The sequence below is a fragment of the Ruegeria sp. AJ12 genome (assembly GCF_056536245.1).
Genome location: NZ_JBQFJJ010000001.1, coordinates 2,013,969 through 2,032,846 on the forward strand (window position 1 = coordinate 2,013,969; position 18,878 = coordinate 2,032,846).

The 18,878-nt window shown below is 59.4% G+C and carries 17 protein-coding genes and 1 tRNA gene; 8 read left to right on the top strand and 10 right to left on the bottom strand.

What is annotated here, in order from left to right; translation table 11 throughout:
- Positions 1 to 11: 11 nt before the first annotated feature.
- Positions 12 to 1,232, top strand: coding sequence for a cysteine desulfurase (locus tag ACR3E0_RS10180; RefSeq protein ID WP_480478650.1), 1,221 nt, complete (start codon positions 12 to 14; stop codon positions 1,230 to 1,232).
- An 89-nt stretch (positions 1,233 to 1,321) separates the two neighbouring features.
- Positions 1,322 to 1,398 (top strand) — tRNA-Arg (locus tag ACR3E0_RS10185).
- A gap of 273 nt (positions 1,399 to 1,671) precedes the next feature.
- On the opposite strand, the gene ACR3E0_RS10190 is transcribed toward ACR3E0_RS10185, so the two are convergent.
- The 6 genes from ACR3E0_RS10190 to ACR3E0_RS10215 all read right to left on the bottom strand — a co-directional run bounded on the left by ACR3E0_RS10190 (position 1,672) and on the right by ACR3E0_RS10215 (position 7,702).
- Positions 1,672 to 2,667, bottom strand: coding sequence for an ABC transporter ATP-binding protein (locus tag ACR3E0_RS10190; RefSeq protein ID WP_480478652.1), 996 nt, complete (start codon positions 2,665 to 2,667; stop codon positions 1,672 to 1,674).
- A gap of 1 nt (position 2,668) precedes the next feature.
- A complete protein-coding gene (locus ACR3E0_RS10195) occupies positions 2,669 to 3,697 on the bottom strand; it encodes a Gfo/Idh/MocA family protein (protein WP_480478654.1) in 1,029 nt (342 codons plus the stop codon).
- Positions 3,694 to 4,533 carry a carbohydrate ABC transporter permease gene (locus ACR3E0_RS10200; RefSeq protein WP_480478656.1) on the bottom strand — a complete coding sequence of 280 codons (840 nt, stop codon included), beginning with the start codon at positions 4,531 to 4,533 and terminating at the stop codon, positions 3,694 to 3,696. The genes ACR3E0_RS10195 and ACR3E0_RS10200 overlap by 4 nt, the downstream gene beginning before the upstream one ends.
- 13 nt (positions 4,534 to 4,546) lie before the next feature.
- A complete protein-coding gene (locus ACR3E0_RS10205; protein WP_480478658.1) occupies positions 4,547 to 5,461 on the bottom strand; it encodes a carbohydrate ABC transporter permease in 915 nt (304 codons plus the stop codon).
- Positions 5,462 to 5,527: 66 nt separating this feature from the next.
- Positions 5,528 to 6,778 (bottom strand): ABC transporter substrate-binding protein, encoded by a 1,251-nt coding sequence (locus ACR3E0_RS10210; RefSeq protein ID WP_480478660.1) that lies wholly within the window; start codon positions 6,776 to 6,778, stop codon positions 5,528 to 5,530.
- A 30-nt stretch (positions 6,779 to 6,808) separates the two neighbouring features.
- Positions 6,809 to 7,702 (bottom strand): N-acetylmuramic acid 6-phosphate etherase, encoded by an 894-nt coding sequence (locus ACR3E0_RS10215; RefSeq protein ID WP_480478662.1) that lies wholly within the window; start codon positions 7,700 to 7,702, stop codon positions 6,809 to 6,811.
- A 158-nt stretch (positions 7,703 to 7,860) separates the two neighbouring features.
- On the opposite strand from ACR3E0_RS10215, the gene ACR3E0_RS10220 reads away from it, so the two are divergent.
- The 4 genes from ACR3E0_RS10220 to nagA are packed head-to-tail and all read left to right on the top strand — an operon-like array spanning position 7,861 to position 11,703.
- Complete coding sequence (locus ACR3E0_RS10220) at positions 7,861 to 8,748, top strand: glucosamine kinase nucleotide-binding domain-containing protein (protein ID WP_480478663.1); 888 nt, start codon at positions 7,861 to 7,863, stop codon at positions 8,746 to 8,748.
- Positions 8,745 to 9,509 carry a GntR family transcriptional regulator gene (locus tag ACR3E0_RS10225; RefSeq protein WP_480478665.1) on the top strand — a complete coding sequence of 255 codons (765 nt, stop codon included), beginning with the start codon at positions 8,745 to 8,747 and terminating at the stop codon, positions 9,507 to 9,509. Before ACR3E0_RS10220 ends, ACR3E0_RS10225 begins: the two co-directional genes overlap by 4 nt.
- 8 nt (positions 9,510 to 9,517) lie before the next feature.
- On the top strand, positions 9,518 to 10,549 hold the full coding sequence (locus ACR3E0_RS10230; RefSeq protein ID WP_480478666.1) for an SIS domain-containing protein: 1,032 nt from the start codon (positions 9,518 to 9,520) through the stop codon (positions 10,547 to 10,549).
- Entirely contained in the window at positions 10,546 to 11,703 is a 1,158-nt protein-coding gene (gene nagA / locus ACR3E0_RS10235; RefSeq protein ID WP_480478667.1) for an N-acetylglucosamine-6-phosphate deacetylase, read from the top strand. Before ACR3E0_RS10230 ends, nagA begins: the two co-directional genes overlap by 4 nt.
- Before the next feature lie 60 nt (positions 11,704 to 11,763).
- Here nagA and ACR3E0_RS10240 read toward each other — a convergent pair whose 3' ends face one another.
- The 4 genes from ACR3E0_RS10240 to ACR3E0_RS10255 are packed head-to-tail and all read right to left on the bottom strand — an operon-like array spanning position 11,764 to position 16,809.
- Positions 11,764 to 12,324 (bottom strand): sarcosine oxidase subunit gamma, encoded by a 561-nt coding sequence (locus ACR3E0_RS10240; RefSeq protein WP_480478669.1) that lies wholly within the window; start codon positions 12,322 to 12,324, stop codon positions 11,764 to 11,766.
- Positions 12,317 to 15,262 carry a sarcosine oxidase subunit alpha family protein gene (locus tag ACR3E0_RS10245; protein ID WP_480478670.1) on the bottom strand — a complete coding sequence of 982 codons (2,946 nt, stop codon included), beginning with the start codon at positions 15,260 to 15,262 and terminating at the stop codon, positions 12,317 to 12,319. The genes ACR3E0_RS10240 and ACR3E0_RS10245 overlap by 8 nt, the downstream gene beginning before the upstream one ends.
- On the bottom strand, positions 15,259 to 15,546 hold the full coding sequence (locus tag ACR3E0_RS10250; RefSeq protein WP_480478671.1) for a sarcosine oxidase subunit delta: 288 nt from the start codon (positions 15,544 to 15,546) through the stop codon (positions 15,259 to 15,261). Before ACR3E0_RS10250 ends, ACR3E0_RS10245 begins: the two co-directional genes overlap by 4 nt.
- A gap of 12 nt (positions 15,547 to 15,558) precedes the next feature.
- Positions 15,559 to 16,809: a sarcosine oxidase subunit beta family protein gene (locus tag ACR3E0_RS10255; protein ID WP_480478672.1), complete on the bottom strand. Its 1,251-nt coding sequence runs from the start codon at positions 16,807 to 16,809 to the stop codon at positions 15,559 to 15,561.
- Between the two features lie 209 nt (positions 16,810 to 17,018).
- Here ACR3E0_RS10255 and ACR3E0_RS10260 point away from each other — a divergent pair, with 209 nt between their 5' ends.
- Together ACR3E0_RS10260 and ACR3E0_RS10265 are read left to right on the top strand one after the other, a co-directional pair.
- Positions 17,019 to 17,882 carry an urea carboxylase-associated family protein gene (locus tag ACR3E0_RS10260; protein WP_480481013.1) on the top strand — a complete coding sequence of 288 codons (864 nt, stop codon included), beginning with the start codon at positions 17,019 to 17,021 and terminating at the stop codon, positions 17,880 to 17,882.
- 90 nt (positions 17,883 to 17,972) lie between these two features.
- A complete protein-coding gene (locus ACR3E0_RS10265; RefSeq protein ID WP_480478673.1) occupies positions 17,973 to 18,815 on the top strand; it encodes a glycosyltransferase family 25 protein in 843 nt (280 codons plus the stop codon).
- Positions 18,816 to 18,878: the final 63 nt, after the last annotated feature.

Genomic DNA, 18,878 nt, shown 5'->3' on the forward strand with positions numbered 1-18,878 from the left:
AAGACAAACCTATGTATGATGTGCAGAAAATCCGCTCTGACTTTCCGATCCTGTCGCGTCAGGTGAATGGGAAACCGCTGACGTACCTGGACAATGGCGCGTCGGCGCAAAAGCCGCAGGTGGTGATCGACGCTGTGACCCGCGCCTATGCCGAGGAATATGCGAATGTGCATCGCGGTCTGCATTACCTGTCCAATCTCGCCACCGAGAAATACGAGGCGGTGCGTGGAACGATTGCACGGTTTCTGGGCGTGTCGAACGAGGATGAGATCGTTCTGAATTCCGGCACGACCGAAGGGATCAACCTGGTTGCCTATGGCTGGGCCATGCCGCGCCTGCAGGCCGGGGATGAGATTCTACTCAGCGTGATGGAACACCATGCCAACATCGTGCCCTGGCATTTTCTGCGCGAACGTCAGGGCGTTGTGTTGAAGTGGGTGGACGTGGACGCGGATGGCGGGCTGGACCCGCAGGCGGTGATTGAGGCCATTGGGCCAAAAACCAAGCTGGTCGCATTGACGCATTGTTCGAATGTTCTGGGCACGGTTGTTGATATCAAAGCCATCACCGAAGGCGCCCACGCTAGGGGCGTTCCCGTTCTGGTGGACGGAAGTCAGAGCGCAGTGCATATGCCGGTCAATGTGGACGACATCGGATGCGATTTCTATGCAATCACCGGGCACAAGCTCTACGGCCCTTCAAGCTCGGGCGCGATTTACATCAAGTCCGAGCGCATGGCCGAGATGCGCCCGTTCATCGGTGGCGGCGACATGATCAAGGAGGTCAGCAAGGATCAGGTCATTTACAACGATCCGCCGATGAAATTCGAAGCGGGCACGCCGGGTATCGTGCAGATCATCGGTTTGGGGGCCGCTCTCGACTACATGATGGATCTGGGGATGGAGAATATCGCAGCCCATGAATCCGGGTTGCGGGACTACGCGATGCAGCGCCTGACCGGCTTGAACTGGCTGCAGGTGCAGGGCACCCGGCCGGACAAGGCCGCGATTTTCAGTTTCACGCTGGACGGGGCAGGGCATGCGCATGACGTATCCACCATTCTCGACAAGAAAGGCGTTGCGGTACGTGCGGGCCATCACTGTGCGGGACCGTTGATGGATCATCTGGGCGTGACGGCAACATGCCGCGCGAGCTTTGGCCTCTATAACACCACGGATGAGGTCGATACTTTGATCGATGCTCTGGAGCTGGCGCATGATTTGTTTGCCTGAGGCCGTCTGATTTGACCGGCCTCAACCCGCCCGCCTGCAATAGATTTGCAGTTGCACACGGATCGGAACAAGGTTAGCTAACGGCCAAGGCACCTGTAGCTCAGCTGGATAGAGCGCTGCCCTCCGAAGGCAGAGGCCAGAGGTTCGAATCCTCTCAGGTGCGCCATTTTAAATTAAAACCAACACCTTAGCATGTTGATGGTTTCGAGTGACGGCTTACACCAAGGCGCCATGCGGCTTCTCTTCGCGGTGCACACGGCTCTATCGTAGAGACGCGGTGAAGCGTGGTGCGCACCATTGTCCCGCGCCGATGCCACCGTTCCTGCCTTGTCACATTGTGTAAAGTCGCCGGTCAGGAGCGGTCCGGTTTTCGCCGGTTCACCGCCCGATTCGAGCTCAGCTCTCGCAGAACGAATAGGCGGCAGAGGAGCAAAACAGGTCACACCCTCAACCCATCCGCACCAAATGCCAGGACGTTGCCTTGCTCGAACGAGATGCAGACGTTGCTGCCGGGTGACACATCGTGCTGTCCAAACGCGCGTACGGTGAATGGCCTGTCTGTCCCGATATTGACCAAGACGTTGGTATCGGCCCCGAGATTTTCGACGTGAACGACCGTCCCTGACAATGCACCCTTGTCCTCCAGCCGCGCGTATTCCGGTCGGATGCCAAAAACGGTGCCGGTGCTGCCGCCGATCATGTCCGCCGGAACAAAGTTCATGGCGGGTGAGCCGATGAATTCCGCCACAAACCGATTGGCTGGATTGTTATAAAGTTCCATCGGGCTGCCCACCTGTTCAACGCGTCCGTCCCGCAGAACCACGATCTTGTCGGCCAGCGTCATCGCCTCGGTCTGATCATGAGTGACATAGATCATGCTGGCACTGATTTGCCTGTGCAGGTTGGCAATCTCGACCCGGGTGTTCAGCCGCAGGGCCGCGTCGAGATTCGACAACGGTTCGTCAAACAGGAAAAGCTTGGGGTTGCGTACGATTGCGCGACCGATGGCTACCCGCTGGCGCTGCCCGCCCGACAACTCTGCGGGGCGACGCTCAAGGTAAGGGTCCAGCGATAGCATCCGGCTGGCTTCGGCGATGCGGCTGGCGATCTCATCCTTGGAATGGCCCGCCTGTTTCAGGCCCAGCGCCATGTTTCCCCGCACTGTCAGGTGCGGATAGAGCGCGTAGGACTGGAACACCATCGCTATTCCGCGTTTGGCCGGTGGCACATCATTCACCTGCTGTCCGCCGATATCCACGCTGCCCGAAGTTGCATCCTCAAGCCCCGCGATCACGCGCAATAGCGTGGACTTGCCGCATCCCGAAGGCCCGACGAAGACCACAAACTCGTTTTCTTCGACGGTCAGGTCGATGTTTTTCAGCACTTCGACCTGTCCGAAGGACTTGCACACGTTGCTCAGTGTCAGGGCGGTCACGTTACGTCTCCTTCAGGTCGACCGGCTGGCCGGTTCTTATGCTTTCATCCGCGGCAAGGCAGATGCGCAGGGATTGCACGGCGTCGTTCATATGGCGGGCCAGATCGATATCCTCGGAGATCGCCCGCAGCATGTAAGACTGTTCCGCGTCGCACAGATCCTGATGCCCGGGTTCGCCGGTCATTTCGATCAGCGTGTCACCTGAGGGGCGGTGGACAAGGATGCCGCCGACCTTGGTATGCCCGTCCACGTCATCCGAGTGGCCCTTATTGCCTTCGGTGATCGACACCGCGCCGTTGGGTGAGACGATGTCCTTCACGAAAAACGCGGTTTCCGACATCATCGGACCCCACCCGGCCTCGTACCATCCGACCGAGCCATCCGCGAACACGACCTGAAACTGGCCGTAATTGTACATGTCCGGCGCGATCTCATCCGACAGGCGCAGACCCATTCCATTGACGCGCACGGGCAGGGCATCCGTGATCTGGCACATCACATCGACATAGTGGACACCGCAATCCACGATGGGTGAGGTGGTCTGCATCAGGGCTTTGTGCGTTTCCCATGTGGGACCGGTCGATTGCTGGTTCAGGTTCAGGCGAAAGACATATGGCCCGCCGAGAGCACGCGCCTCGGATATCAGGCGCATCCACGAGGGGTGGTGGCGCAGGATATACCCAACCACCAGCTTGCGGTGTGTTGCGATGGCCGTCTCGACCACCCGCCGGGCATCTTTGACCGTGGTGGCGAGCGGTTTTTCGACAAACACATGTGCCCCGGCCTCCATCGCTGCGCAAGCATAGTCGGCATGACTGTCGGAATAGGTGGCAACAACGACCAGATCAGGATTCGTTTCCGCCAGTGCCGTGTGAAAATCGGTATAGATCGGATAACCCTGCAGGTCGGCGTTGCCGACCTCTCCACTGCGGTTCACCAGCCCGACGATTTTCGCGTCGGGATGAGCGTGATGCGCCAACGCGTGGCTCAGCCCCATATTGCCCAGACCTGCAACAAGGACCCGGATCATTTGACGGCCCCCGACGTAATCCCACGGATCAGTTGCCGCGAGAAGATGACATACAGCACCATCACCGGCAGGATCGCCATGCTGAGCGCGGACAGGACCGCGTTCCAGTCGGTCACGAACTGCCCGATGAAAACCTGGCTGCCCAGCGTCAGGGTCTTGGTCTCTTCGGCCGGGGCAAGGATCAGTGGGAACCACAGGTCGTTCCAGATTGGGATCATGTTGAACACCGCCACGGTCGCCATGGCCGGACGCACCAGCGGCAGGACGAGCCGGAAAAAGATGGTGTATTCGCTCAACCCGTCGATGCGGCCCGCGTTCTTGAGGTCGTCGCTGACCTGGCGCATGAACTCGGACAGGATGAATACCGCAAGCGGCAGCCCTTGCGCTGTGTAAACAAGGATCAGCGCCATCAACGTGTTCACAAGGCCCGTCGCCACCATCATGTCCAGAATCGCAACCGTGCCGATGCGGATCGGGATCATGATGCCTAGGGCAAGATAGAGCCCCATCAGGGTATTGCCCCGAAACCGGTACTCGCTCAGCGCAAAGGCCGCCATCGCACCAAACAGCAGAATGAAGAACAGCGATGCGACGGTCACAATCATCGAGTTCTGGAAATACAGGAAGAAATCGCCCTGCTTCATCACCGTCTGGTACCCGATCATCGAAAAGCTCTCAGCGTCGGGCAGGGCCAGCGGTTCCCGAAAGATCGCTTTGCGCGACTTGAAGCTGTTGATGATGATCACAAAGACGGGGAACAGCGCGATCAGGGTGTACAGGATCAGCGCGCCATGCATTGCGGCGAGGTTGAACGGGTTTCTGCGAGCTTTGTTCATGATCGGTACGCCTTCAGAACTGATACCGACGGATGCGGGTTTGGATCAGGAACAGGTACAGGCAAACCCCCGTCAGGATGATGAAGAACATACCTGTCGCGATGGCCGATCCCATATGTGGATCGCCCAGTTGCAGCTGAAAGCCGAAGAAGGTGCGGTACATGAACGTGCCCAGAATATCCGTCGAGAAATTCGGCCCGGCCAGCGCGCCTTGCGACGCATAAATCAGGTCAAACGCGTTGAAATTGCCGACAAATGTCAGGATCGAGATGATGCCGATCGACGGCAGGATCAGTGGCAGTTTGATTTTCCAGAAGGCGGCGAGCCCTGTGATGCCTTCGACCTCTGCGGCTTCCAGGATCTCTTCCGGGATCGACAGAAGGGCGGCATAGATCAGCATCATCGGGATGCCGATGAATTGCCAGACCGAGATAAGCGCTAATGTCGTCAGCGCGTATTCCTCTTTGCCAAGCCATGGCGCAAACAGCGACTTGAGGCCAATCGCCGCCAGCATATCCGGCGCAATTCCCCAGATCGGAGACAGGATCAGCTTCCATGCAAAGCCGACGATCACAAAGGACAGGATGGTCGGAATGAAAATGGCAGACCGGTAAAAGGCGGCAAATCGCAGGTTTGGGTGGCTGAGCATGGCGGCCAGCGCAATTCCGATCGGGTTCTGGACCAGCATGTGAATGAAGAAAAACCAGAAGTTGTTGCCCAAGGCATTCCAGAACGACTCGGACCACAATGGATCTCCGAACAACGTGCGGAAATTGGCAAGTCCTACAAAGACGCGCGTTTGGTCGACCTCTGTGTAGAGCGCCAGACGCAACGTGTTGAACAAGGGAAAGACCATGACGGCGGAATAGACCAACACCGCGGGCGCCAAAAATACCACGATGTGCCATTTGATGCGGCTGTTGCCCATGTCGTGCCTCGATGGTTCCGGGGTGGGTCCGGCCTTTCGGCCGGATCCGTTTGCTTCGTGAGTGGATTACTGATGTGGCGCGTACCAGGAGGCCAGGCCATCCTGCAGCCGTTTGCCGGCGTCTTCCGGGCTTTCCTCGCCCTTGATCACCTGAGCCGAGGCGTTCCAGGTCTCGTTTTCAAGGTTCGGAGTTCCGCGCGACAGGATCTGATAGGTCGACCGGATGGTCGATCCGCAATCCCCGCGCCAGCTGACGAATTCCTGCGCCAGCGGGTCTTCCATCGCGACGTCAAAGCTGGACAGCGAGAAGAAGCCGGGCAGGGCGTTTGCATAGATCGTCGCAAACTCTTCCGATCCGACCCAGTCGAGGAAGGTCCGTGCAGCTTCGGCATTGGGCGAGGCTGCGTTCAGGCCGATGGCAATATCGGTGTGATCCGAGATATAGCAGGTGTCGCCCGCATTCTGGACCGGCGGCTTGAATGCGCCCATCTCGAAATCGGCGAGATTGTTGAAACCGCTGATTTCCCAACTGCCAGCCGGGTAGATCGCGGCGCGCCCGAGCGTGAACAGGTTCTGGCTGTCGGGATAGGTCTGCGCCTCATAACCATCGCCCAGATACTCACCCCATTTCGCCAATTGGCGATAGGGCGCGATCCACGCGTCGTCCGTCAGTTTCTGGGACCCCTCGATCAGCGCCAGACGACCTTCCTCGCCTTTCCAGTAGTTCGGGCCGATGTTGTTGTAACCCATCGTGGCCGCTTCCCACTGGTCGTTGGTGCCCATGGCCATCGGGATATAGCTGCCGTCTTCCTTGATCTTGGCGAGGACATCGAAGAACTCGGCTTCGGTCTGCGGGACAGACAGGCCCAATTCGTTGAACGCGTCCTTGTTATAGATGAACCCGTGGATGACCGACGCCATTGGAACGCAGAAGGTGGCCGCCCCGTCATCCGTCTGCCAGGCAGATTTGGCCACATCCGAGAAGTTGGCCATTCCAGCCAGATCGGACAGATCGGCCAGATGCCCGGCGTCGTAAAGACCCAGGGACGTATCGAAGGGGCGGCAGGTGATCAGATCGCCGGCCGAACCCGCGTCGAGCTTGGCATTCAGCGCCGCGTTGTATTCTGCCGGGGCCGAAGGCGCGAAGTTGATCTTGATGTCTGGGTTCTGAGCTTCAAATGCCGGAATGATCTTTTCCTGCCACAACGCCAGATCGTCGTTGCGCCAGCTTTCGATCGTCAGGACGGTTTCGGCCTGCGCCGCGCCCGCAAGAGCGGATGACGCCAGCAAGATTGCACTGAGCGATTTAAGTTTCATGGTCTTCTCTCCCTAGTGTTTTGTTTTCGTTCAAATCTGTTGAAGGGCCGGCCGCAGATGCCCGCCGGACTGGTTCAATAATTGCTCGGCATGCGCCAAGTCTTTTGCACCCAAAGCCAGCAACACCGCGTGTTTGAGATTGCCCGAAGCATTGTTCAATGCGGCGTGGGCCTCGGCATCGGAAACGCCAGCAATATTCTGAATGATACCCTCGGCGCGCTGACGCAGCTTGTGGTTATCGGCTACGACATTGACCATCATGCCGTCATGGACGTGCCCGAGGCGGACACCCATCAGCGTTGACATCATGTTCAACGCCGCCTTTTGCGCCGTGGCGGCCCCCATGCGTGTCGATCCTGCGATCAGTTCCGGCGGCGTGTCCAGGAAAATCGCGCACTCGGCGAATTCGAACAACGGCGCGTTTTTGTTGTTGGCGATGCATATGGTGCTGGCGCCCTTGGAGCGCGCAATCCGGGCAAACTCAAGCGGGTAGGGCGTGGAGCCACTGGCAGAGACGGCGATAACGGCGTCATTTGGCCCGACCGATTGTGAGGCTGTTTTAGCCGCCATGGAATCGTCTTCGGTGTGACCGGGCATATCTGCCTCCGTGGGCACTCCACCAGCCATGCAGATCGAGATCAGGCTTGGTGACAATCCGTAGGTGCCGGGCAGCTCAGCGCCATCGGCCAGGCTCATGAGACCCGACGATCCTGCGGCTGCGTAGTAGATACGTCCCCCGGCTTCGATTGCTTTGACCAAAAGTGCTGCGCCATCTGAAAGGTCCGTCAGGCAATTGTTGAGGCCCGACAGAGCCGCCTTTTGCGACTCCAGCAGTTGCCCAAGAATGTCTGTATCTGAACGCTGATCCAGACCCTTGGCTTCGTCACGCAGCATTTCGGTTTGCGGCAGCACTTGCGGCGACATGTGATTCCCCTTTGGTGGACCCACTAAATACCTTTTTAATACCTTTTGTCCACCTCTTGTTTAAATACTGTGGAAAACCGGAGATTTTTAAGCCTTTTGGTGGCTAAGGTTGAGTATTGGTCTTTTCTTCCGCCAAAAGGTATTGTAAAGGTATCTATATGGTCGAGTCTCTCCCATACCTGATTGCAATAGACGGTGGCGGCACACGCTGCCGGTTTGCGATGACCGCGCCAACGGGCCAATTTGAGATCACGCTTGGCAGTGCCAACGTGTTTTCTGATCGTGACGCAGCCATACGGACGCTGAACACGGGTTTGGCGCGTCTGGCGGATCAGGCTGGGCTGTCGCGTACCGATCTGGCCGGCATTCCGGTTTATGCGGGCCTTGCCGGCGTGACCGGTGCCAGCGTTGCATCCGAAGTCGCCCGGCACTTGCCGTCGCGCATCATTCAAGTTGAAGATGACCGGAGGTCCGCCGTCGTGGGCGCGTTGGGTGCGCAAGACGGATGTCTGATCGGCATCGGAACGGGGTCATTCTTGGCCCGACAGGTCGATGGCGACATTACATTCATCGGCGGCTACGGCCCATTGATCGGGGATGAGGCGTCGGGAAACTGGCTGGGCACTCAGGTGTTGCGGCGGGTTTTGCTGGCAATGGACGGAATAGAACCGCACAGCGCCTTCACCCGGGAAATCAGCGCCCGCTTCCGCGATGATCCGATGCAGATCGTGGCGTTTTCAGGAACCTCCCGCCCGTCGGATACTGCAGAGTTTGCCCCTCAGATTGTCGCGGCCGCGCAGTCTGGCGATCCGATCGCACAGGAATTGATGCGGGCAGGTGCGGATTACATCGTCGGCGGATTGCACGCTCTTGGCTTTGCCGAGGGAGAGCAGGTGTGCGCCATAGGCGGCGTTGCCCCACATTACTTCGACTATTTGCCCGAGGGGATCGGTCAGGGTCGGATCGAACCTGCTGGAACGGCTCTCGATGGCGCTTTGCAACTGGCGGGCCGATTGGCGGATCAGGCCAGGATGGGGGCGTCATGACCGCAGAAACCATAGAGAGCTTTCTGAGACCCGACGACTGGATGCAGGACGCCGGACCCCGCTATGTCCGCCTGCGCAAACGGATCGAAGAAAGCATAGAAATGGGGTTGCTGGTCGAAAGCGCCCCCTTGCCGGCGGAAAGAGAGATCGCCAGCCTGACGGGCCTGTCGCGCGTGACTGTGCGCCGGGCGATGCAGGATCTCGTGGACCGGGGTATCGTAGTTCAGCGCCAGGGGTCCGGCAGCTTTGTGGCCGACGGCACCCCGCGGGTCGAACAGTCACTGTCGCGCCTGACATCGTTTACCGAGGACATGAGCCGTCGCGGGATGGAGTCCACCAGCGAGTGGCTGGATCGCGGCATCCACTCCCCGTCTCCGGAAGAAGTCATGGCGCTGGCCTTGTCCTCGGGCGAGGCGGTTGCCCGTATTTCGCGGCTCCGGCGTGCAGATGATCGACCCATGGCCATCGAACGTGCGTCGTTGCCGATTGACATCCTGCCCAAGCCGCTGGAGGTCGAATCCTCGCTGTATGAAGTCCTCGAACGCGATGGGAACCGACCCGTGCGTGCTTTGCAACGGATATCCGCAGTGAATCTGGAGAGCGACGACGCAGCCTTGCTGGGTGTCGAAACCGGTGCCGCGGGTCTGCGCATCGTGCGTACATCTTACCTGTCCAACCGGCGTGTCGTCGAATTCACCCGCTCTATCTATCGCGGCGACGCCTATGACTTTGTGGCCGAGCTGCGTTTGGCCAACAACTAGGAAACACAATGCAAACTCAAATCACCCAGATGCGCCGGGAAATCGACGAGATACCCGAGGCCGTGGAGCGCCTGCTGGTTCGCGGCGCGAAAGACATATCGGATGCCGCTGCGATGGCGCGGGACTTGGACCCGTCTTTCATTGTGACCGTTGCACGGGGGTCTTCGGACCACGTTTGCACATATCTGAAATACGCATCCGAGATCCTGCTGGGAACTCCGGTTGCGTCCGTCGGGCCATCGATTGCATCGATTTATAATGCACGTCTCAAGCTGCAGAACAGCCTGTGCCTGTCGGTTTCTCAGTCCGGCAAAAGCCCGGATATCCTGTCGATGGCGCGAAATGCGCGCCGGGATGGTGCGGCCGCAATTGCCTTGACCAACGATGCGTCTTCACCTCTGGCCGAGGCCAGTTCTCATCTGATTGATATTCAAGCGGGCCCTGAGCTGAGTGTTGCGGCCACGAAGACCTTTGTGACGTCGGCGGTTGCCGGTCTGTGGGTGCTGGCCGAATGGGCCGGGGACGAGCGTCTTTTGTCCGCGATCCGCGCATTGCCGCGGCAAATGTCGGACGCCGCCCATATCAACTGGCCCGAGGTGCGTGCGGCAATCGGCGAAAACCCGTCCTTGTTCACGCTGGGCCGGGGTCAGGCGCTGGCCGTTTCGAACGAGGCGGCTCTGAAATTCAAGGAAACCTGCCAGTTGCACGCGGAAAGCTATTCCTCGGCCGAGGTGCTTCACGGACCGGTTTCCATCGTCGCAGAGGGTTTTCCGGTGTTGAGCTTTGCCACAGCCGATGCTGCGGAACCGGCGCTCGCTGAGGTCGCTGATGCAATCAGCGCCAAGGGCGCGCGTGTCTTTGCAACATCGGACAAAGTCACCCGGGCCGCCAAGGTGGATCACGTCAGAACCGAGCACCCGCTGACGGATGCGCTCAGCTTGATCGTTACCTTTTATTCGATGGTTGAGGCGTTTGCCGCGTCTCGCGGCATAGACCCAGATAAGCCAAGGCATCTGAACAAGGTGACGGAAACCGTATGAGCGAAGCCCTTCAAGCCTTGGTCGGTGCGGATATCCTGACGTCAGACGGCGTTCAGCCCGCCCATGCCTTATTGTATCGCCAAGGTGTTATTGAGGCCGTGATGCCGGTCGCCGATGTCAGCCCGACCGTGGAACGGATTGAACTGGACGGGGGAGTTTTGGCACCGGGATTTGTTGACCTGCAGGTCAATGGCGGTAATGGGCTGATGTTCAACAACGCCCCTGAGGTTGAAACGCTGCGCCGGATGGCCGACGCTCATGCCCGGATTGGTGCGACGTCCATCCTGCCCACACTGATCACCGACACACCCGAGGTCACGAGGCAGGCAGTCGCAGCAGTCGCAGAGGCAGTGGCCGAAGGTGTACCCGGCGTTCTTGGCCTGCATCTCGAAGGGCCCCATTTATCCCCATCGCGCAAGGGCGCGCATGACGCCGCGTTGATCCGACCGATGGAGCACGCCGATCTGGAGATGCTCCTGCAGGCGGCGACCAAGATGCCGGTACTCAAAGTCACCGTCGCCCCTGAAAATGTCTCTGCTGAGCAGATCCGGAATTTGGCGAATGCCGGTGTCCTTGTTTCTCTGGGCCACACCGATGCGGGTTTTGATGATTGCGCGGCAGCGGCACATTCGGGTGCGCGCTGTATCACCCATCTGTTCAACGCCCAAAGCCAGATGGGCAATCGAGAGCCGGGAACCGTTGGCGCGGCCCTTGCATTGGGGCAGTTTTCTGCGGGCATTATCGCCGACAAAATCCATGTTCACCCGGCATCTCTGCGCAATGCCATTCGGGCCAAGACAGGTCCGGGACACATTTTTCTGGTCAGCGACGCCATGGCGACCGCGGGGTCGGATATCGAATGCTTTCGGCTGAATGGCCGGGAAATCCACCGGGATGGCGATCGGTTGACGCTGGCCGATGGTACTTTGGCAGGGGCCCATCTGACCTTGCTGGACGCGGTTCGGAACGTCTGTGATGTGGCGGATATTGCCTTTCCGCAGGCGCTGGACATGGCCAGTCGCCATCCGGCCGATCTGATAGGGCAAACGCAAATCGGACGTCTGTCACCGGGAGCCGCGGCCGACATTTTGCACATTGATCGGGACGGGACGCTCGCGCGCATCTGGAAAGGTGGTCGCGAGATCGGCCTTTGAGATTCAAGGCGATACGCAACCCGATGATGCGAAGACTATGATTTCTGCCCGAAAACCTGTTCACAAGGCGGATTTCAGTGCAGTGATCAGGGCGTGATGCAGCGAACCTGCGGACGAACGCGGCCCATACACGCTGAACAGCTCGTCAGACCGGCGCAGCAGGAAACACCCGAGATGATGGATCAGCGTTCGGGTCGCATCTCCCTCGTTCATCCGGTGCGCGTTCACGGGGCACAAGAGTTCCAACACACTGAGCACACCGGGACCACTCAGATCAAACCGGACCCAGGCGTCGGTCTGTTCTGTCACCGAAGCCGTCGTGCCGACCCCCTGCTTGATCTGGTCTGCAAGGTTCTCGTGCGTGTCGAACGGCGCCTCGATCATCCATTGGTCAGGCCCGGTCCAGAAGGCGGTGAACGATGCACCATCGAAGCGCCCGATATCGGGTGTTGGCGCACCGGTCAGTTTCTTCAGAGCTTTGGCCGTTTGGCTTTCCTGTCCCATTCGTGCGGCAACGGAAGCCAGAGCAACGCCGGGCACTTCGGTACAGGTGACGGTTGCGATTGTGTCAACACGCGGTTCCGCGCTGCCAAGCGCGGTGATTGCAGCAAGATCATGCACGGAGCCGTTCTCCCTCAGGGTCGACGAAATGGGCTGATACGATTTCAACCTCTGTCGTCTGGTCGGTCAGCGGCGACACGAGGCGCAGGGTCTCACCGTATCGCGCGCCACCGTTTTTCAGAAACCCAAGACCAATGTGGCTTTCCAATGTGGGTGAGTAGGCCGCCGAGGTGACGTAACCCTGATCATGTGCAGCATCGACCGGACCTGTTACGTTCATCAGATGCGCGCCGGCAGTGACCGGGTCGTCCCGGTTTACGGGCTTTATACCAACAAGCATCAGCTGGTCTGGCGCATTCAAGGCGTCGCGTTCCGACAGGATCGAGCCGATACAGTCTTTCTTCTTGGACACCATCCGCCCCATGCCAAGGTTCAGCGCCGTCGTGGTGCCATTCAGTTCGTTGCCGACCGCATGGCCTTTCTCGATCCGCATAACGCCCAGTGCCTCGGTCCCATACGGAACAACGTGGAATTCTTCACCCTCGTGTATCAGTCGCCGCATCAGGGCGTCGCCATAACGAGATGGCACGGCGATTTCGAATGCCAGCTCGCCCGAAAACGAAATCCGGAACAGGCGCGCCCGCAGGCCGCCACAAACGGTGATGTTCGCGCAGGCCATGAAGGGAAAGGCGTCGTTTGAGATATCGAATTCCGGATCGACGATTTTTTGCAGCAGCTTGCGAGCGTTCGGTCCGGCGACCGCATATTGCGCCCAAGCTTCGGTGGTCGAGATCAACTGGACATCCAGATCCGGGAACAGGCATTGGCCTACAAATTCCATATGCCGATAGACACTCACGGCGTTGGCGGTTGTCGTTGTGACCACAAAGTGGTCTTCGGCCAGACGGGCCGCCGTCCCGTCATCCATCGCCATGCCGTCCTCGCGCAGCATCAGACCATAGCGGGTCTTTCCGACGGCGAGTTTGGCAAACCCGTTGCAGTAGACCTTGTTGAGAAATTCTGCGGCATCGGTGCCCTGAACGTCGATCTTGCCCAGCGTCGTGCAATCACATACGCCAACTGACGCCCGCGTCTGCCGCACCTCGCGGTCAACGGAATCACGCCAATGGGTTTCGCCCGGCAGCGGGAACCATTGCGCGCGCAGCCAGTTGCCCACCTCGACAAACACCGCGCCGCGTTCTTTGGCCCAGTAATGCGACGGCGTCAGACGGGTAGGATGAAACTCCGGCCCCTTCATACGACCGGCAAACGTTGCAATCGGGACGGGCGTGTAGGGCGGGCGGAAAATCGTGGTGCCGGTGTCCGGTATCGATTTGCCCGCCAATTCGGCCATGATCGCCAGACCACCGATATTCGAGGTCTTGCCCTGATCGGTTGCCATACCCAGCGTCGTATAGCGTTTCAGATGTTCGACCGAGCGGAAGCCTTCCTGATGGCTGAGCTTCACGTCTTTGACCGTCACGTCGTTCTGCTGATCCAGCCACGCACGGGAGCAACCCTGCACATACCAGAACGGTTTCTGGGAAACCGGGGCGTCCTCGGCCTCGGGCAGTTCGGGCAAACCTGTTTTGAGTTCCAGCGCTTTGACAGCACCCTCTGCGCCGGATTGCAGGGCACCATGGGTGGACATCACACCGTTTGCCGCACCCGCAACACGCATCCCCGGTGGCAAGTCGGGACCGGGTACAAAAGCGGCAAGGCCGTCATTCCAGATCGGACGTCCACGATGATGACAGGTCAGATGCACGTTTGGGTTCCAGCCTCCGGACACGCCCAAAGCCCCGCATTCCAGCATTCGGGTCGAACCATCCGCCAGGGCGACTTCAACGAATCTGAGACCCAGCCGCCCCTTGGTGTTGACGACCTGCGCACCGCGCAGCACCTCGTAATCGTAGCTGATCGGCGCATCGTCCCGCACATCGATCACGGCTGCGATCTTGACGCCTTTTGCGCGCAGATCATCCGCCGTGCGATGGCCATCATCGTTATTGGTGAACACCGCCACCCGTTGTGACGCGGTCACCGCAAACCGGTTGGCATAGGTGCGCATGGCGCTGGCCAGCATTATGCCCGGACGATCATTGTTGTCGAATGCGATCGGCCGCTCTGTCGCCCCGGCGCATAGCAATGCGCGCTGGGTATAGATACGCCACAGGATCTGGCGGGGTTTGCCTGCGGGCAGGGCGGGCAAATGGTCCCCGGTGCGTTCAACAGCACCATAGATGCCATGGTCGAACGCCCCGATCACGGTTGTCCGCGACATCAGGCGGACATTGGGCAGCGTGGACAGTTCGGCCACGGCTGTGGCGGCCCAATCGCTTGCCGAGCCATCGCCCACCGAAGTTTTTTCGCTGTTGAGGCGTCCGCCCAAGACAAAGTCTTCGTCTGCCAAAATGACGTCTGCCCCGGCGCGCCCTGCGGTGAGTGCGGCCATCAGACCGGCGGGACCGGCGCCGATGATCAGCAGGTCGCAATGGCGGAACCCCTTGTCATATTCGTCCGGGTCCTCCTGCATCGACAGGGACCCCAGGCCGGCCGCCCTGCGGATCATCGGCTCGTACAGTTTTTCCCAAAAGGCCGCAGGCCACATGAAGGTTTTGTAGTAGAAACCGGCTGTCAGAAAACTCGAGAACAGGTCATTGATCCCCAGCGCATCGAAGTGAAGGCTGGGCCAGCGGTTCTGGGACCGTGCTTCGAGACCTTCAAACATCTCGGCTGTTGTGGCGCGCGTATTTGGTTCCTTGCGATTTCCAGCGCGCAACTCGACGATGCCGTTGGGCTCTTCGGAACCGGCAGTCAGCAATCCACGCGGGCGATGATACTTAAAGGACCGCCCAATCAGCCGCACGTCGTTGGCCAGCAGCGCCGAGGCAAGCGTGTCGCCTGGGTGGGCCGTGTAGGTCCGGTTGTCAAAGCGAAAGCTCAGAACGCTGTTGCGGTCAATCTGACCGCCGCTGAGCCGATTTACCTGATTCATTTGGAACGCCCCCGGGCCCGAGCCACGTCACGGGCCAGTTCCACTTTTGATATTTCATGAGTCAGCGTATCGCGGGTCACCACCAACCAAGACCGGTCCCCGCCCTCGTGATACCAGAGCTCCTGGTGTGCACCGGCCGGGTTGTCGCGCAGGTACGCGTAGTCATGGAACGCTTCGGCAGCGTTTTCAGCCTGCCAGTCGGGGCGGTCGATCAGCGATGCGTCGCCCAGATACACGAATTCCGAGCTGTCGCGTGGGCCCAGGAGGGGATGGTTGATGATCATGATTCTATCCCCTCAATGCAGGTTGGGCTGGTTGCCCGCCCCGCGTTCGTCAATCATCCGGCCGGTCCGGAACCGATCCAGCCGGTATGCCGTTGCAACCGGATGCGGTTCGTCCTGCGAAAGCAAATGAGCAAAGCAATACCCCGAGGCCGGGGTCGCCTTGAACCCGCCATAGCACCAGCCGCCATTGAAATAGAGCCCCTCGACCGGGGTACGATCGATGATTGGGGAGCCATCCATCGACATGTCCATCACGCCACCCCACATCCGCAGCAACCGTGCGCGGCCAATCATCGGCATCAGGGCCATGCCGCCTTCGCAGACATCTTCGACGACCGGCAGATTGCCGCGCTGCGCGTAGGTGTTGTAACCGTCGATATCGCCGCCGAAGACCAGCCCGCCTTTGTCCGACTGGCTGATATAGAAATGCCCGGCGCCAAAGGTGATGACGCCCGGCAGCACGGGCTTCAGGCCTTCCGATACAAAGGCCTGGAGCACGTGACTTTCGATGGGAAGGCGGAGGCCGGCCATGCCCATCAGCCGCCCAGAATTGCCCGCAACAGCGCACCCGACCTTGCCCGCACCGATAAAGCCTTTCGAGGTTTCGACGCCGAGGCATGTTCCGTTTTCAATGCGCAGGCCGGTGACTTCGCAATTCTGGATGATATCAACGCCGTAACCGTCCGCAGACCGCGCATATCCCCATGCAACCGCATCGTGACGCACTGTCCCGCCGCGCCGTTGCACCAGCCCGCCCTTGATCGGGAACCGCGCGTCGTCGAAGTTCAGATAGGGATGTTCTTTGCGGACCTGATCGGCATCCAGCAACTCGGCATCCGCCCCGTTCAGGATCATCGCGTTGCCGCGTCTTGTGTAAGCGTCGCGCTGCGCATCGGAATGGATCAGGTTGATGATCCCGCGCTGGCTGACCATGGCGTTGTAGTTCAGGTCCTGTTCCAGCCCTTCCCACAGTTTCAGCGAAAACTCGTAAAAGGGCTCATTTCCATCCAGCAAATAGTTCGAGCGAATGATGGTTGTGTTCCGCCCGACATTTCCGCTGCCGATCCAGCCTTTCTCGATGACCGCAACACGGCGTTTGTCAAAGACCTTGGCCAGATAGTGCGCCGTCGCCAACCCGTGGCCACCTCCGCCAACAATGATGATGTCGTAATGCGGCTTCGGCTCTGGGTCCCGCCATGCCGGTTTCCAGCCTTTATGGCCGGTGAGTGCCTGTTTGATGACCTGAAAACCAGAGTATCGCATGAATCGGACCTTTTTTCGCATATTTCAATTCTCTGCGGCTCTTTGACACTCTCGATTCCGACATTGGGGACAATAAATCAGACGCGATTGGGACATTGGCTGTGACCAGGTCAGAAATCAATCCGCAGATGGCGCAGCCCCGCGATTTGCGGTACCTGAGGTCGGGTCAGGCGTTCACCGCGCCCTAGAATCGGAGGTCTTTCGTGAAACTGCAGAATCCAGATTTTCAGGCCCCTCAAGACGCAGCAGATCGCAAGTCTATCCGGCCCGTCATTTGTTATCCGCCGGACACGCTCGATCCGCCTGACCTGAGCGGCCTGGATCGTTTGCGTCGGCAATCCCAACACACAGCAGAGGTAACCGCAGCACCGCGCGATGCGGCCTGCATCGACGTTCCGGCGGGTGCCTTTTTTCGTATCGTATCCGTCGAGGGGGCCCAGGTGGGTGATCTGAACCTCTGGAACAAACACGATCTGACCGAGCGGTTCTATTCCGGTAAAACCCGCGCCTTGCATGGGAGCCACTTGTCGACCGGAGACCGGATGTGGTCGAGTTTCCCGAACATGCGCCCCATGGCGACGATCGTCAGCGACACGCTGGACTGGTACGGGTTCGATGACTTCGGAGGGTCCGTTCACGATGTCATCGGTACACGTTGCGATCCGTATACAGGGCGACTGCTTTCGGGGGACGACTATCACTATTGTTGTCATTCCAACCTGACCCGCGCCCTGGCCAGCCATTGCGACCTGCCTTTGCACGAGGCCGAGATGCATGTGCACGACGTGCTGAACGTGTTCATGTGCACCGGGTTCACGCGGGACACCGGCCAGTATTTTATGAAAGCCAGCCCGGTGCGCCCCGGCGACTATCTGGAGTTTTTTGCCGAGATTGACCTGATCGTGGGTCTGTCGGCCTGTCCCGGAGGGGATTGTTCGTCAGAACACTCGTCGGATACCGCCGCCTGCCATCCATTGTTGATCGAAGTATACGATCCCGGCGAAGCGGCACGGGCGGCGCACAGTCAACCGCCGGTCTCTGCTTACGACCGAACCCACGGAACCGGCGGTTAGAGACCCGCTCTGACGATGGCCGCCCTCCACAAGGGTTGATTTTCGGCGTGTGCCGGTCCTATTTGGCGGCACCGAGCGAAAGGACGCGTTTTGGGCCAGCAAAAGCTGCAACCGGGCACCGGTGTTTTCTATATCAATCTGGATCGGGTACCCGAACGCCGGACGTTTATGGAGGCGCAGTTTGCAAAAGCCAGGGTCCCGGACGTCATGCGGTTCAGCGCAACGGATGCGCAACAACCAGATGCGCTGAAAGACAACGGGTACGCGCCCGGCACCGGCAGCCGCTGGGGGTTGAAACAAAGCGAAATCGCATGTTTCGAAAGCCACCGCGCGGTTTGGCAACGGATCGTCGACATGGATTTGCGGGGCGCGGCGATTTTTGAGGATGACGTCGAAATGTCGACCGGGGCAGGGCGCGTGATTGCGTCGCTGCTGACGGCTGGGGACGGGTTCGATTTCGTAAAGCTGGATTTCTCGCCGCGATCTCTTCGATTCGGACCGGAAGAGCACATTGCGGATGTCCCTGTCCGACCAATGCTGGAAATGGCGCCAAGCGCGGCAGCGTATGTCCTGTCGCGTGAGGGGTGCCGCAAGTTGCTGGCGTGGTCGGAAATGTACTCGGACCATTTGGATGATTTTGTGTCCCTCCCACGTCCGGGCTGGCGCATGTTTCAGGTGTTTCCGGCGGTCGGCGTGCAAATGATCTGGTCCAAGCAACAGGATCAGAGCGTAGAGCAGGTCAAGACCAGCGAGCGGACACAGGACCAAACAACCAACAGCGGCCTGGACAAGGGGCCCCTGTGGTTTCGGGTCCGGCGCGAGTTGCGCGCCGCCAGACGCAAGCTCGGGTGGCGGCTGGGAGGCCAGGATCGACTTTTGCAACAGGGTGGCTTTGTCGGTTTCATCCCATGCGCCGACGATTTGCGGGTCTGAACCCTGCGCGCAAAAAACGATCACGGATACAACCGGAAGACAGGAATTCAAATCCGGTTTTCC

What these genes read in the sequence shown, in the direction of transcription:
- nagA (WP_480478667.1), top strand. Translation starts at nt 10,546, where the DNA reads ATGAGCGAAGCCCTTCAAGCCTTGGTCGGTGCGGATATCCTGACGTCA.
- ACR3E0_RS10225 (WP_480478665.1), top strand. Translation starts at nt 8,745, where the DNA reads ATGACCGCAGAAACCATAGAGAGCTTTCTGAGACCCGACGACTGGATG.
- ACR3E0_RS10255 (WP_480478672.1), bottom strand. Translation starts at nt 16,809, where the DNA reads ATGCGATACTCTGGTTTTCAGGTCATCAAACAGGCACTCACCGGCCAT.
- ACR3E0_RS10210 (WP_480478660.1), bottom strand. Translation starts at nt 6,778, where the DNA reads ATGAAACTTAAATCGCTCAGTGCAATCTTGCTGGCGTCATCCGCTCTT.
- ACR3E0_RS10220 (WP_480478663.1), top strand. Translation starts at nt 7,861, where the DNA reads ATGGTCGAGTCTCTCCCATACCTGATTGCAATAGACGGTGGCGGCACA.
- ACR3E0_RS10205 (WP_480478658.1), bottom strand. Translation starts at nt 5,461, where the DNA reads ATGGGCAACAGCCGCATCAAATGGCACATCGTGGTATTTTTGGCGCCC.
- ACR3E0_RS10245 (WP_480478670.1), bottom strand. Translation starts at nt 15,262, where the DNA reads ATGAATCAGGTAAATCGGCTCAGCGGCGGTCAGATTGACCGCAACAGC.
- ACR3E0_RS10215 (WP_480478662.1), bottom strand. Translation starts at nt 7,702, where the DNA reads ATGTCGCCGCAAGTGCTGCCGCAAACCGAAATGCTGCGTGACGAAGCC.
- ACR3E0_RS10195 (WP_480478654.1), bottom strand. Translation starts at nt 3,697, where the DNA reads ATGATCCGGGTCCTTGTTGCAGGTCTGGGCAATATGGGGCTGAGCCAC.
- ACR3E0_RS10230 (WP_480478666.1), top strand. Translation starts at nt 9,518, where the DNA reads ATGCAAACTCAAATCACCCAGATGCGCCGGGAAATCGACGAGATACCC.
- ACR3E0_RS10200 (WP_480478656.1), bottom strand. Translation starts at nt 4,533, where the DNA reads ATGAACAAAGCTCGCAGAAACCCGTTCAACCTCGCCGCAATGCATGGC.
- ACR3E0_RS10180 (WP_480478650.1), top strand. Translation starts at nt 12, where the DNA reads ATGTATGATGTGCAGAAAATCCGCTCTGACTTTCCGATCCTGTCGCGT.
- ACR3E0_RS10250 (WP_480478671.1), bottom strand. Translation starts at nt 15,546, where the DNA reads ATGATCATCAACCATCCCCTCCTGGGCCCACGCGACAGCTCGGAATTC.